Genomic DNA, 13,903 nt, shown 5'->3' on the forward strand with positions numbered 1-13,903 from the left:
ATTTCGTTATCCGTAGTTCAGTTACTCGCGTAGTTCATCTTTCCGAGACGCGGCAGCCACGTTTCCGGCCACCGGACCTTGGACACCTCGGCTCCCTTCTCCGGGATGTCCCACACGTCGCCCGTCAGGAACGATTGCGTCTGCTTCTCGGCCACGGGGAGCATCGGGAGGTCCTGATTCGTGACCCACGCCTGTTCGACGGCGATCTCCGTGACTTTCGCCTCGTCCGTCGCGTGCGACATGGCTTTCAACCGCTCCGACGGATTGACCGTCATCTCGCCCGACCCGCCGCGTTTCGGGACCGTCACCGTGCCGTGGTTCCCGCCGCGATTTTCGTTCGCCGCCGGATAGTTGTACGTGAATCCGCGATAGTTCTCCAACATCATCTGGCGCAGCGAGAAGTACGGGAACGTCGCCTGTCCGCCACCCGGAAGCCAACTCCCCGAGGCGAGGACGAAGTTGCCGTTCGGCCACACCTGTCCCTGCAGGTTGCCGAAGGTACGGCCGTCCACGCTCGATTTGAACCCGAAGCTGTTGAGCTGATCCACGACGGTCTGTGTCGCGGTCACCCAGTCCGACCACCCGGACGGAACCTGCACGGGGAGCTTCACGACGTCGCCGTCGCTGTCGTGCCACGTTCCGCCCTGCTTTTTGTATCCGGCGTCTTTGAGAACCGCCTCGGCCTTTGCGGTCTTCGATTCGGATTTACCGTAGTCCGTGAAGTCGCTCCGGGAATCTCCCAGCCACTTATCGACCGCACTTGAGGCGATTCCGACGGAGAGTTCGGCGGGCTTCTTCGAGGCGGGTCCGGCGTTCTTGACGATAGCATTCCGGTCGAGGACGTAGGCGATGGCCTGTCGAACCGCGCGGTCGCCCGCGTGCTTGTGGTCGAACTGCGGTACCAAGCCGTAGCCGACGCCCGACGGGAACTTGATCTCCTGCCAACTCTTCGGCAACTGGTCGAGGATGTGGGGTGGCGTGAACGCGGTGGCGACCGAATCGATTTGGTTGGAGGTCATCGCGTTGTACACCGACTGGTTCCCCTCCATGTACAGGTAGGAGTACGTCTCGAAGTTGATCTTGTCCGAGTCGGGGTGGTCGTCGCGGCGCTTCGTGACCACCTGTTGTTGACTGGTGCTCTCGAACGCGAACGGGCCGCTCGCTATCGGTTCCTTCCACGCGAAGTTCTGTAGCTCGTGGAGGCCGGACTTCTCGTCTTTCTCTATCTTGTTCAGGTACTTTCCGAAGACGCTCTTTTTCTGCTGAACGTAGTTGTTGACGAGCACTTGGAACTTGACGATGGTCTTGTTGACCGGTTGGGAAAAGTGCATGACGACGGTCGAATCGTCCTTCGCCTCGATGGATTTCGTGTAGTCGGCGTACCCCGTGCCCGTGTGCATGCCGAGTTTCAACTGGGTAACGATGTCGTCCGCGGTAACCGCGTCCCCGTTCGCCCACGTCAGGCCGTCTCGCAGTTTCATGGTGAACGATTTGTCACCGAACGACCAGTCCGTTATCGCGTACGGGACGAACTCGTTTTTCGCGAGATTGTACTGGGCGAAGCGGTCGAACAACAGGTTCTGTGACGCCTGTGCGTAACTCGACGGGTTCGAAGGGTTCCACTGAATGTTCGTCGGAACCTGATTCACACGGCTTATGTGTTTCTTGTCGTATATCTGCGACCCGTCGCCGGTTCCGTCTCCGCCGTTGTCGTCGTCACCCCCGCCGCTACACCCGGCCAGCGCGGCGGCGCCAGCGGTCCCGGCCATCGCGAGGAGATGCCGACGGCTATATACGTCACTACGACTCGTGGAATCGTCTCTCATGGTCCAATAGAACCAGAACATTAGTCATAGATAAATGTTTGCACACCATCAACCATTACGCTCCGTTCGGGACGAAAAGCGACGTACGGGATAGGACGACGGTACTCGTCCCGAACGAACCGGTTTGCGAACTTTCTTGACGGAATCGGACGATACGCCGGTATGAACGAATACGACCGGTTCTGGGAGCTCGTCTACGGCGCTCGACGGTACCTCCAGTTGCTGTTGTTCTTCCTCCTGTTCCTCCTCGTACTTTCGGGGGCCGCACTCGTCTTCGGGCAGTCGAACCCCGCGTCGGCCGCGATGCTCCTGGTCGATTTCGCACTCATCGTCGGCCTCGGGGCGGTCGTCGCCGGTGTGTATTGGTACAGCGTCCGTCGATACGCGAGACGGTAATCCGCCCGAACCGACCGTCCGCCGTCACGCGGTTCGAGAATCGTCGGCCGTCCCGTCCGCTGTCGTCCGCGCCAACGACCGAATCTCGTCGTCGAGCGGTGCGTCCCCGTCGGCGAACTCGCGGAGCGGTTCGACAGCGGTCGGGTCGCCGACGTTACCTAACGCACTGACGGCGTGAACCTGTACGGCCCTGTCCGGGACCGAGAGGCGGTCACACAGCGGTTCGACCGCATTCTCCACGGCCTCCGGATTCGCCTCGGAAATCATGTTCACCGCGCAAACGCTCGCCGACAGCACCGCACCGGACCCGGCCTCGATGAGGGCGACGAACCGCGATGCGTGCGGGCGAACCGACTCGGGGTCGATGGTTGCGACCTCGTAGACGACGTTCGCGACGACGGTTCGAGCGGTGATTTGCCGTCGCAGTTCTTCCCGATAAACGTCGGTCACGTGTGCCCGCGGTTCCGCATCGTTCGAAAACGCGTCCGCTCCGCCAGCGGTCGGGTCCGTGGGTTCGGTTTCCATGGCCGTGACGAGTTCGCCGACGTGCGGGACGAACCACTCGGCGCGTTCGACCGCCAGCACCCGAACGACTTCGGAGGCGAGGGCCGGAATCAGCGGCGTCTCGTGTTCGAGCAGGGAACAGAGGGACGGAATCGCTTCACGAACGGCTTCCGGCGAGTCCTCCGCGATGGCGGCGAGGACGACCAGCGACTCCCGGAGGACGACGATTCGGTCGTCGTCGAGCGCCCCGACGAGCGTGGGAACGAGCGGTTCGACGCTATCGAGATCCCGTTCGGCTACCGCCGAGACGAGTCGCGCCGCGTGGGTTCGGACGAGGTTGTCCTCGCGTTCGAGCGCCGCGCGGAGGCCTTCGGTGTCCACGTCGCCCGGTGAAACTGTTTCCGGGTCGAGTGCCGTGATTTCGTCGTTATCACCCGTCATTCGACCGAAGACAGCGACGCCCGATAGAAATACGTGACGGTCGGCGGAGTCGTCCCGCGACGCCCGTTGGCGATCCGGAGGCCATCCATTCAATCGAGCAGTTCGGCGAGTCGTCCGGCCACGGTGCGTCCGATGGCCTCCATTCCGGCGTCCCCCGGATGCAACATGTCCACGGTCAGTCCGGTCGCATCCATCGCCTCGTCGCCGTCGATGACGTGAAGGTTGTCGTGTGACGACTCGGCGACGACATCCCGTAACGCCGCCCGAAAGTCCGCGGCGCGCCGGGCGTCGTCGTCCCGAACCACGTCGGCGTGATACGGAAACAGCGTCACGCACGCGACCGGGCGGGTCGGATGCGCACCGGCGACCGCGTTCGCCAGCGCATCCGCGCGATCGCGGAACTGCGCGAGCGTGAATCCTCGGTTCGCCATGTTCACCGAGAGAGAGAGGGTTGCGACGTCCCAATCGTCACGACCAGCGAGGTAATCGGCCATGGCGGGTTCACAGAACGCAGACCCCGAGCATCCGAGGTTCAGCGCGTCCAAACCGAGGTGGCGGGCGACTCGGGCCACGTAGGAGAGGTGGCCCGCCGAAGCCGCCGCCCCTTCCGTGATCGAGGTTCCGTACGCGAGATACCGTCCGCTCGGGAGTTCATCCGACGTCGGCGGGCGGCAGTCCCCCGAAACGCCGTGCAGGGCGACTGGCGCACCGGCCTCGAATCGGAGTCGGCAGACCCGGGGGGAGAACGCGCCCGCTCGCTCCGTCTCGTCGTCGAGTTTTCGAAGCCGTTCCGGAACGGCGAACTCGAACGTCGTCGGCGTCGGTCCGATGGTGACGAGTTCCGACGACTGAAACTCGCCCCAGAACGGCCGAACAACCGCTGATTCGGCCGCCGAGAGCGTCACACGGACGGTCGCGTCGTCGCGTTTCGGGACGAATCGAACCTCGCACCCTGTCGGGTGACGAACGCGTTCGCGCGCGTCGACGTTCAGGTCGTTCCCGACGGACGTCGGGACGCGACACAGTTGTGTGCCGTCGGTCGCCCAGTCGGCGGGAATTGTCTCCGCGACGTTGTGGAGCGACACGGAGGGATGCGTATCGGAGTACATGGCGGTATTCGACGTACGAAGGTGTCGATAATAAGTGTGCAAGAACCCCGGACGTGTCGGTGCGCTTTTCGCGCGCCCCGCCGTGGGTGCTACCATGTCCAATCCGTCCGACTACAGCATCAGTGTACAGAGCGTCGTGTTCCGTTCCCGGTCGCTCGGCGATCTTCTCGACGCGCTCGAATCGACCGATATCGACCGACTGGAACTCTGGGGGGAGCACCTGTCCCCCGAGGACGACGAGGCGACCATCGCGGCGGGCAGACGCCGAGTCGAGGAGTCGTCGGTGGCGGTCGATGGGTACGGCGTTATCGATATCGAAGACACCGGGGAAGCGCGGGACAGCTTCGCGTTCGCCGCCGACCTCGGCGCGGAGTACGTCACCGTGAATTACCCGCCAGCGCGGGACGACATCACCGAGGAACTCGTAGACCTCGCCGAGGCGTTCGACCTCGATGTCGGAATTCACAACTACTCGACCGTCCACCACGACGACCTCTCGACGGTGTTTTCCGGCATCGACGACGTTCGGTCCGTGGTGGACCGATACGACCACCCTCGACTCGGCGTCTGCATCGACACCGGCCACTTCCTCGTGATGGACGAGTCTCCGGCCGACGTGATTTCGACGGTCGGCGACCGAATCGTCGCCGTCCACCTGAAGGACACCAGCGACGACGAGATAGAGGACCTCCCCGGTGCCGGAACGCTCGACCTTCCGACCGTTCTCGGCCTGTTCGACGACCACGGTGCCGTGGACGCGCCGCTCGTCGTCGAGTACGAACTCCCGGACGACCGGGCGCTCCCCGCGCTCCGGGAGGCCGAGGAGAACGTCCGTACCGCTGTCGAGGGCGGACGATAAGCGCCGCTTCCGTTGGCGGATTTCCGTCTCAGTCGAGTTCTGATGGTGGGGAGAACGTCAGTTCCGTCACGGCGGCCTCCAGTTCGACCGCGAATATCCGGGTGCCGTCCTCGCCTCCCGCGAGGTCCTCGCCGTCGAACGACCACCCCTCGGGAACCGAGACGAGCGCTTCGACCGGCGGAGCGTCCGCGCGTTCGATTGTCAGCGTCCCGTCGTCCCACGACGTCGAACGAATCGCGCCGGACCCGCCGGTGAGCGCGTCGCGCGTCCCGGTGACTCCCGGTCGGTCAGTGGGTTCGGACAGGTGGACGAGGAGAGCGTCGTGTGGGGCGAGCGTGCGCTCGATTCCCGCCCCGTCGAGCGAAACGGCGCGCTCCTCGAACGCGTCCCACGCGACGGGTGAGCTGACGCCGACCTCCTCGGGTGAGACGGAGACGGTCGCCGGTTCGTCCGTCCAGTTGAACGCCGCGATCGTCGCACCGTCGCCGAACGGGTGGTCGCAGACGAGGCGGTCCGGGAACTCCTCGCTCCCGACGCCGACGACATCGCCGGTTCGGGCAGGCGGAAGCGTTCGTTCGAGGAGGTCGCGTCCCGCGTCGTCGATTTCCTCGATGGCGTCGCTGAAGACGTTGAGGCCGCCGGTGAGCGCGACGACGGCCGCGAACGCCCGCCGCTCGGCGTCGGTCAGGTCCGTCGTCGTCCGCACGAGTTGACAGTCCGGGTCGTTGAGCCACAGGCGACGGTGAGTGAACTGGCGGTTGAGCGTGTTCCGCACGGCGTTCTTCAGGGCGGGCTGGCTGTCCGACTCGCCGGGCGTCTCCCACACCGGGTCCACGTCCGGGCCGATTCGCATCGCGTCCACGATGCCGACGCTGGGACCGATGGGTGCACCGCATCCGAGGATAAACGTCTCGTCGCCCGCGACGTCGCGGATGATGGACAGCCCGGTCCGGTAGGCATCCGCCCGCGTCGCCGTTTCGTCGTGGTAGTCGCCCGGTAGCGCGGCGGCGAAGAGGAAGTCCAGTTTGAGATAGTCGTAGCCCCACTCGTGGACGACGGTGTGGAACGTCTCGCGGAGCCACGTCTGGACCTCCGGGTGGGTCGCATCGAGGCCGTACAGGTACTCCCCCGACCGAAATCCGGCTCCCACGGGACCGTCCTCGTCGGCGATGAGCCACTCCGGGTGCTCCGTGGCGACGGCCGAATCCGCGGCGACGTGGAACGGCGCGAGCCAGATGCCGGGGGTGTAGCCCGCCGATTCGATGTCCGCGGCGAGCGCGCCCATGTCCGAGAAGTCGTCGTTGACGGACCGCCAGTCGCCGATGGCTGTCGTGTACCCGTCGTCGACCTGCACGAGGGTGACCGGAATCCCCCACTCGTTCAACCCCTCCGCGTTCTCTCGGACGTCGGCCTCGGAGATGTCCGTGAAGTAGTGATACCACGAACACCACCCCGTCGGGACGGTCTCGGGGACGCGGGCGTCCATTCGCTCGCCGACGGCGGACGCCCACGCGGCGAGGGCATCGGATACGGTCCGCGAGGCGTCCGCCAGAAGCGGGGAACTGGTCAGCGTTTCGCCGGGGGCGAGACGGTAGCCGTCGGCCGGACAAACGGCCGTCACGCCGGAGACGCCGGTCGAATCGTCCGCGATGTCGAACCGCGTGACGTAGCGGTCGTGGTCCAGAAACCCGAGGGTGAGCGACCGCGACCCGTCAGCGACGGCCGTGACGTAGTTGCTCGTCCGCGTTTCCCCGTCGGTCGCCAGGTCGTACATCATCGGTGCGGCGTCCTCGTTCTCCGGCGGGAAGCGTTCCCCGACCGGAAGCGCCCCGGTCGGCGTCCACGACTGGTAGCCGTGTCGGTACACGCGGGCGTCCGAACCGAACTCGACGTTGCCGCCCGCTATCCGGAAGGAATCGACCGTTACGGCCGTTTCGGACTCGTTTTCCAGTTCCATGGTCACGACGACGCCGCTCGGATGCGTATCGAGTTCGAGACGGAGTTCGACGGGTTCTCCGCCGTCGCGTCGGCAACGGTGGACGACGGCGGGCGTCGAATCGTCGAGCGTGGCGTCGGCGGAGCGGGCTTCGGACCCGTCGGACGTGACGAGTTCGCCGTCGAGAACGACACCGGGAGAACCGGCGAAGACGACGCCGTTGGCGTCGTGAATCGACAGTTGGGCCTCGTCGATGTCGTAGCGGAGCGTGGTCGCGTCTCTCGTCCGTTCGAGCATGGCCCCATGTTTCTTCGACGGGGTATAAAAATATCATCGCCCCCGTCATGTCGCCGACGACGGGTGGCGGTTTCCGTCGCATCGTCGAGAGGGGAAGTATTATATCTCCCCGTCGAAATTTGGTAGCAGTATGCAGACAGCCACCCTTAGTGGGAGCTGGGAGTTTCGACGTTCCGGCGACGAACGCTGGCGCGAGGCGACCGTTCCCGGAGGGATATACGGAGACCTACTGAGCGCGGGCGAGATCGACGATCCGTACGAAAACGACAACGAACTCGACCTGCAGTGGGTCGGTGAATCGGATTGGGAGTACCGTCGGGTCGTGACGGTCGGCGAATCGCTCCTCGACCACGAGCGGGTCGTGCTTCAGTGCGACGGTCTGGACACCGTTGCGACCGTCTACGTCAACGGTGAAATCGTCGGCGGGGCCGAAAACATGTTCCGACGACACGTGTTCGACGTCGCCGACGCCCTGACAGCAGGGGAAAACGAGGTTCGAATCCGGTTTCGCTCGCCCGTCGAGTACGCGGCCGAGCGGGCGGCGGACCACCCGTACGACGTGCCCACGCTTCGATATCCGGTCGACCAGCCCGCTCGAAACTTCATCCGAAAGGCCCAGTGTCATTTCGGCTGGGACTGGGGGCCGTGTCTTCCCACGGTCGGCATCTGGCGCGACCTCCGACTGGTCGCCCACTCGTCGCCGCGAATCGACCACGTAACGCCCGTACAGCGCCACGGCCAAGGGGACGTCGAACTCGACGTTCGAGTCGGACTCTCGGTGCCGACCCCCGGCGAGTACGAGGTTTCCGCGGCGGTCGATGGAACCGACGCGTCGGCGAGTCGGCGGGTGACGCTCGACGGTGACGGGGAAGTCGCGCTGTCGATGACCGTCGAGAAGCCGGAACTGTGGTGGCCCGCCGGTCGCGGCGACCAACCGCTGTACGACCTCGGCGTGACCGTCGAAGGCGACGTCGCCCACTCGGTGACCGAACGGATCGGATTCCGTGACGTCGAACTCGTTCGACCGCCCGACGGGGACGGTGACGGCGAGGGCTTCCACCTCCGAGTGAACGGCGAACCGATCTTCGCCCGCGGCGCGAACTGGATCCCCGCCGACGCCATGTATCGAAACGTGACCACGGAAACGTACGACGACTTGCTCTCCAGCGCCGTCGATGCCAACATGAACGCGGTTCGCGTTTGGGGCGGCGGCTACTACGAACGAGACGCCTTCTATCGCCTTTGCGACGAGAAGGGACTGCTCGTCTGGCAGGACTTCATGTTCTCCTGCGCGCTGTATCCGGGCGACGACGCGTTCGTGAACTCGGTCGAGGCGGAGGCGCGTTATCAGGTCCGTCGTCTTTCGACCCATCCCTCGGTCGCGCTGTGGTGCGGCAACAACGAACTCGAAGTCGGCGTGGAGAGTTGGTTCGCGGACAGCGACCACATCGACCGACTCGAAGACGACTACGACGAACTGTTCAGGGAAACCCTCGGAGCGGTCGTGGACGAGGAGAACCCGTCCTGTCCGTACTGGTCTGCCTCCCCGTCCAGCGGTCCAGACAGGCTCGACCCGGAGGACGAAGGACGTGGCGACATCCACTACTGGGGTGTCTGGCACGAGGGGAAACCGTTCTCGGCGTTTCTGGAGACGGAACCGCGGTTCGTCTCGGAGTTCGGCTATCAGTCCTTCCCCTCGGTCGAAACGCTGGCCAACGTGGTTCCAGCCGACCAGCACAATCCGACCGCGCCGCTGATGGAACACCACCAGCGTAACGAGGGCGGCAACAAGCGCATCCTCCAGCGGATGGCCGACCACTTCCGCATGCCGTCGGACTTCGACGATTTCGTCTACTTGAGCCAGATTCAGCAGGGGTTGGCCATCCGTACCGCGGTCGAACACTGGCGACGGCGGAAACCACACTGTATGGGGACGCTCTACTGGCAGCTGAACGACCTCTGGCAGTGTGCGTCGTGGTCGTCCGTCGAATACGGCGGCGAGTGGAAGGCGCTCCACCACATCGCGCGGCGATTCTACGAACCGACCTTGGTTTCGATGGTCGAGGACGAGGAGGACCTCGAACTGTGGGTGACGAACGACGGCGGCGAGCCGATTTCCGGGACGGTCCGCGTGGACGCCGTCACGGTGGACGGCGAGCACCTGTTCGAAACCGCGTTCGCCGCCGAGGTACACGAGGACGGGAGCGACCGAATCGGCACTGTCGACGTCGGAACCGCACTCGGCGACGCCGCGCGCTCGGAGGTGCTGTTCCGGGCGACCCCGGTGACTCTCGACACCGATTCGACCGCGTATCACACGCTCGTCCCGTACAAACGGCTCTCGCTGCCGGACTCCGACCTCGAACTGACGGTGCGCGACGGAAACGCAATCGTTCGCGCCCCCGAAGCCGCGCTCTTCGTCGAGTTGCGAAGCGACGGACGCGGGCGGTTCGAGGACAACTACTTCCACCTCGCGCCGGGAGAGGAGCGGACGCTCGCGTACGAATCCGAGCGTGACGTCTCCGACGAGGAGTTGGAAGAGTCGATTTCCGTTCGCCACCTCGCCGAGACGTACTGACCGAACCGCCTCGCTTCGTTTTCGTTCTCCCCCACTCGGCGGTCCCTGCACGGGTTGCCCGGACTTCCCGCGGCGACATCCGACGCTCACGTTTCCCGTGACCGTTCCGGTGGTTCGTCGGATAGTCCGTCCGGGTACCACGGATGCGCAACCGGTGATTCTCGCGTTCCTGGGCGGTTATTTGCAACCTCGAAACGACGAGATAATGGCGTCCCGTCGATGAGCGGCGGAAGTGTTTGACCACATCAAATAATACGAATACTGATTCCGAATACGGCGTCGTGACGAGGGACGGAAACGCTCCGAGAAAGGACAAACCGCGCACCTAAACGGAGAATATCGCGCGTTTCGCACCGATTCCAGTGGTGTGGGAGCTAGTATGAGCTACGGCTTTTCGTTTGAAATCATCAAATCTATTGTTTCGGCTTCGCTCGCCGTTTGATATACTAAAACAAAAACCGGTGTGCCGTCGGGACGTTCACACGGGCTGACGGGGATTCCAGAACAACAAACGTTCTATTTATTCGTGAACAACCTGTGGTTCGGCCGGAAACGGCCTCGATGAGCCACGGTTCGTCGTGCAACCGCGCGTTTTTCTACGGGTAGCCCCGGTCTGGCTTTCGTTTGAATTTATCAAACTACCTGTGGCGTCCGGAACGTTTGAGCGGTTCGCGTTCATCGACCCGATGGTGAATTACACCACTAGTGATGTAATGAATACTTGGCGAACCGTTTGGACGGATGTTGACGGTCGGTGACCGTTCCACCGGCCACGCTGGTTCTTCGACGTGCGCGAACGGAAATCCACACACGGGTCGAAAGGAGGTATCGGTATCGCGGCAGGAAGACGGCGGTTTCGAGGAAACGGGTGGAACATCGCCGCCACGGGAATGGTTATTAGGCCGCCACCACAACGACCCAACCATGCCGACGGAATCGACCGCGACGTTCGAATCGTCGTTACGAACGCTCGACGTGCCGTGTACAGTGACGACCGTCAATGACTTCCCCGACGCGCTGGACGCGGCAATCGAGGCGCCTGCGGTGGGCGTCCCACTGGACATCGACGGAATAGATATGGACGACGCGGACGTGATGCGCTTGCCGTCCACGGGACAACTCGCGGACGCGAAGACGGGCGTCACACCCGCCGCGCTCGGCGTCGCAGCACACGGAAGTCTCCTTCTGCAGTCGTCCGCAGAGGGGACCGAACCCGTCAGTCTCTATCCTCCCCGTCACGTCGCCGTGGTTCGGGAGAGCGACATCGTTCCCGATGTTCGAGACGCGCTCGAACGGCTTGACAGCGAGTTCGACGCCGGTCGGCGGTCCGCCGTCTTCGCCACCGGCGTCAGCGCCACGGGCGACATGGGCGCGCTCGTGGAAGGCGTTCACGGACCGGGCGACGTCCGCGTCATCGTCGTGGAGGGGCGCTGATGAGCGGCGAGAGCCGACGCCGGACGGCGGCGAAAATTCGCAACCTGCTGGAGACGGAGGGAGAGAGCGTTCAGGAGAACACGACGCATTTCAACGAGGGACGCTACGACGCGATTCAGGAGTTCGACGGGTACGAAGCGGTCCGCGAGGAAGCGCGCGCCATCAAGGAGGACGCCATCGACCGACTCCCCGAACTGGTCGAAACCCTCCGCGAGTCGGTCGAGGAGAACGGCGGCCACCTGTACGTCGCCGACGACGCCGCGGACGCGAACGCGTACATCCGAACCGTCGTCGACGATGCCGACGCGGAATCCGTCGTCAAGAGCAAGTCGATGACGACCGAGGAACTCGACGTCAACGAGGCGCTCGAAACCGACGACGTTGACGTCTGGGAAACGGACCTCGGCGAGTTCGTCATCCAAGTCGCGGACGAAGCGCCGTCGCATCTCATCGGACCGGCGTTCCACCGGACGACCGACGACGTTGCCGACCTCTTCAACGAGTACTTCGACCCGGACGAACCGTTCGAGACGGCGGAACAGCTCACCGACTTCGCCCGGGACTACCTCGGCGAGCGAATCCGCGACGCCGACGTCGGCATGACCGGCGCGAACTTCGTCCTCGCCGACTCGGGGACGATAACGCTCATCACCAACGAGGGGAACGCGCGGAAGTGTGCGGTGACGCCCGATACCCACATCGCGGTCACCGGCGTCGAGAAGGTCATCCCGTCGCTGTCGGAACTCGGGCCGTTCGTGGAACTCATCGCCCGGTCGGCCACCGGGCAGGACATCGCCCAGTACGTCTCGCTGTTCAGTCCGCCGACCGACTCGCCCACGCTGGATTTCGAGCACCCCGACGAGCCGGGATTCGGACCCCAGCGCGACCGGGAGTTCCACCTCGTCCTCATCGACAACGGCCGCATGGCGATGCGCGAGGACGACCAGTTGCGCGAGACGCTGTACTGCATCCGCTGTGGTGCCTGTGCGAACTCCTGTGCGAACTTCCAGCACGTCGGCGGCCACGCCTTCGGCGGCGAGACGTACACCGGCGGCATCGCCACCGGTTGGGAGACCGGCGTCCACGGCATCGAGAGCGCGGGCGAGTTCAACGACCTCTGTACGGGGTGCTCGCGCTGCGTGAACGCCTGCCCGGTCAAAATCGACATCCCGTGGATAAACACGGTCGTCCGCGACCGGCTCAACCGCGAGCACGACTCGTCGGAGTTCGACTTCCTCGTCGAAGGGCTGACCCCGGACGAGGAACCCGCGGGTCTCGACCTCCAGAAGCGCGCGTTCGGCAACTTCGAGACGCTGGCGAAGGTGGCGAGCAAAACCGCCCCCGTCTCGAATCGACTGCTCGGGTCGGCCCCTGTCAGGGCCGCGATGAGCCGATTCGCGGGAATCGACCGCCGCCGCGACCTGCCGACCTTCCAGGGTGAATCGCTCGTCGAGTGGTTCGCGGCCCGAGGCGGGAGTCGCGTCCGCGACGCCGACCGAACCGCCGTCCTGTACCCCGACGTGTACACGAACTACGTTCTCGTGGACCGCGGGAAGGCGGCGGTGGCCCTCCTCGAATCCCTCGGCGTCGAGGTCGTCGTTCCCGACGTCCCCGGAAGTGGCCGCGCACCGCTCTCGCAGGGAATGGTCGACACCGCGGAATCGAAGGCCCACCGCGTGTTCGACCGCCTCCGTCGGCACATCGACCGCGGCCGCGATGTCGTCGTCATCGAACCGAGCGACCTCGCCATGTTCCGACGGGAGTACGAGAAGTTGCTCCCCCCGCGCGCCTTCGAAACCCTCTCCGAGAACAGCTACGAGGTGCTCGAATACGTGTTCGGACTGCTGGAAAACGGCGCTGACGCCGACGCGCTTGCGAGTCCGGGCACGAAACTCGCCTACCACAGCCACTGTCAGCAGCGAACGCTCGGAGTGGACGCTTACACCGAGGCGGTCTTCGAGCGCCTCGGCTACGACGTCGCTACGTCGGACGTGGAGTGTTGCGGCATGGCCGGGAGCTTCGGGTACAAATCGGAGTACTACGAGTTGAGCATGGACGTCGGGGAGACGCTCCGCGACCAGTTCGAGGACGAGACCGACCGGACCGTCGTCGCCTCCGGAACCTCCTGTACGGAGCAGCTCGTGGATCTCCTGTCCGCCGACGTGCGCCATCCGGTCGAAGTCATCGAGGCATCGCGGCGGTAGCCCTCCGCTCCTCGAAGACTAGTCGGCCGACGAACGCGAGTGATGGCGACGCGCGATAGAACGTCGGGTGAAGGCGCGGCTGACCGTGCCGACCACGGACCGACCCCGATTTTCGGCGACCGTCGCTATCGAAGCGTTCTCGGCCCATATCCGGCAGTGAACACGGTGGTAATCGCCGACTATAACCGAGGATTGCGCACGCTACCACGGGTAATCCGAGCGAACTTGCGGATGCACTCGTGGTACTGGTATCGGTACCGAGACCTGATATCGAGAACGGAATCCCAAGCTGTCAGATTGTAGTATAACCGGGTCGAGA

9 protein-coding genes are annotated in these 13,903 nt (G+C 64.4%); 5 read left to right on the forward strand and 4 right to left on the reverse strand.

All coding sequences use genetic code 11. From position 1 onward, the window contains the following. Positions 1 to 17: 17 nt before the first annotated feature. On the reverse strand, positions 18 to 1,826 hold the full coding sequence (locus OPC11_RS12300) for an ABC transporter substrate-binding protein (protein WP_264782057.1): 1,809 nt from the start codon (positions 1,824 to 1,826) through the stop codon (positions 18 to 20). A gap of 162 nt (positions 1,827 to 1,988) precedes the next feature. Here OPC11_RS12300 and OPC11_RS12305 point away from each other — a divergent pair, with 162 nt between their 5' ends. Then, positions 1,989 to 2,222, forward strand: a complete 234-nt coding sequence (locus OPC11_RS12305) for a hypothetical protein (RefSeq protein WP_007983100.1) — start codon at positions 1,989 to 1,991, stop codon at positions 2,220 to 2,222. Positions 2,223 to 2,246: 24 nt separating this feature from the next. On the opposite strand, the gene OPC11_RS12310 is transcribed toward OPC11_RS12305, so the two are convergent. Beyond that, positions 2,247 to 3,167, reverse strand: a complete 921-nt coding sequence (locus OPC11_RS12310; RefSeq protein WP_264782058.1) for a HEAT repeat domain-containing protein — start codon at positions 3,165 to 3,167, stop codon at positions 2,247 to 2,249. 89 nt (positions 3,168 to 3,256) lie between these two features. Beyond that, a complete protein-coding gene (locus OPC11_RS12315) occupies positions 3,257 to 4,276 on the reverse strand; it encodes an SGNH/GDSL hydrolase family protein (RefSeq protein ID WP_264782059.1) in 1,020 nt (339 codons plus the stop codon). Between the two features lie 94 nt (positions 4,277 to 4,370). Here OPC11_RS12315 and OPC11_RS12320 point away from each other — a divergent pair, with 94 nt between their 5' ends. Then, a complete protein-coding gene (locus tag OPC11_RS12320; RefSeq protein WP_264782060.1) occupies positions 4,371 to 5,135 on the forward strand; it encodes a sugar phosphate isomerase/epimerase in 765 nt (254 codons plus the stop codon). A gap of 28 nt (positions 5,136 to 5,163) precedes the next feature. Here OPC11_RS12320 and OPC11_RS12325 read toward each other — a convergent pair whose 3' ends face one another. Further along, positions 5,164 to 7,368, reverse strand: a complete 2,205-nt coding sequence (locus OPC11_RS12325; RefSeq protein ID WP_264782061.1) for a glycoside hydrolase family 36 protein — start codon at positions 7,366 to 7,368, stop codon at positions 5,164 to 5,166. A 130-nt stretch (positions 7,369 to 7,498) separates the two neighbouring features. Between OPC11_RS12325 and OPC11_RS12330 the strand changes: the two genes are divergently transcribed. The 3 genes from OPC11_RS12330 to OPC11_RS12340 all read left to right on the forward strand — a co-directional run bounded on the left by OPC11_RS12330 (position 7,499) and on the right by OPC11_RS12340 (position 13,584). Next, positions 7,499 to 9,946, forward strand: a complete 2,448-nt coding sequence (locus tag OPC11_RS12330) for a glycoside hydrolase family 2 protein (protein WP_264782062.1) — start codon at positions 7,499 to 7,501, stop codon at positions 9,944 to 9,946. 924 nt (positions 9,947 to 10,870) lie between these two features. Further along, positions 10,871 to 11,380, forward strand: coding sequence for an LUD domain-containing protein (locus tag OPC11_RS12335; protein ID WP_264782063.1), 510 nt, complete (start codon positions 10,871 to 10,873; stop codon positions 11,378 to 11,380). Next, the gene (locus OPC11_RS12340) at positions 11,380 to 13,584 is read left to right on the forward strand and encodes an LUD domain-containing protein (RefSeq protein ID WP_264782064.1); all 2,205 of its coding nucleotides are present in this window, start codon (positions 11,380 to 11,382) and stop codon (positions 13,582 to 13,584) included. Before OPC11_RS12335 ends, OPC11_RS12340 begins: the two co-directional genes overlap by 1 nt. The last annotated feature ends 319 nt before the right edge of the window (positions 13,585 to 13,903 follow it).

Origin of the sequence: Haladaptatus sp. T7, from assembly GCF_026008575.1 — an archaeon.
Classification (GTDB): domain Archaea; phylum Halobacteriota; class Halobacteria; order Halobacteriales; family Haladaptataceae; genus Haladaptatus; species Haladaptatus paucihalophilus.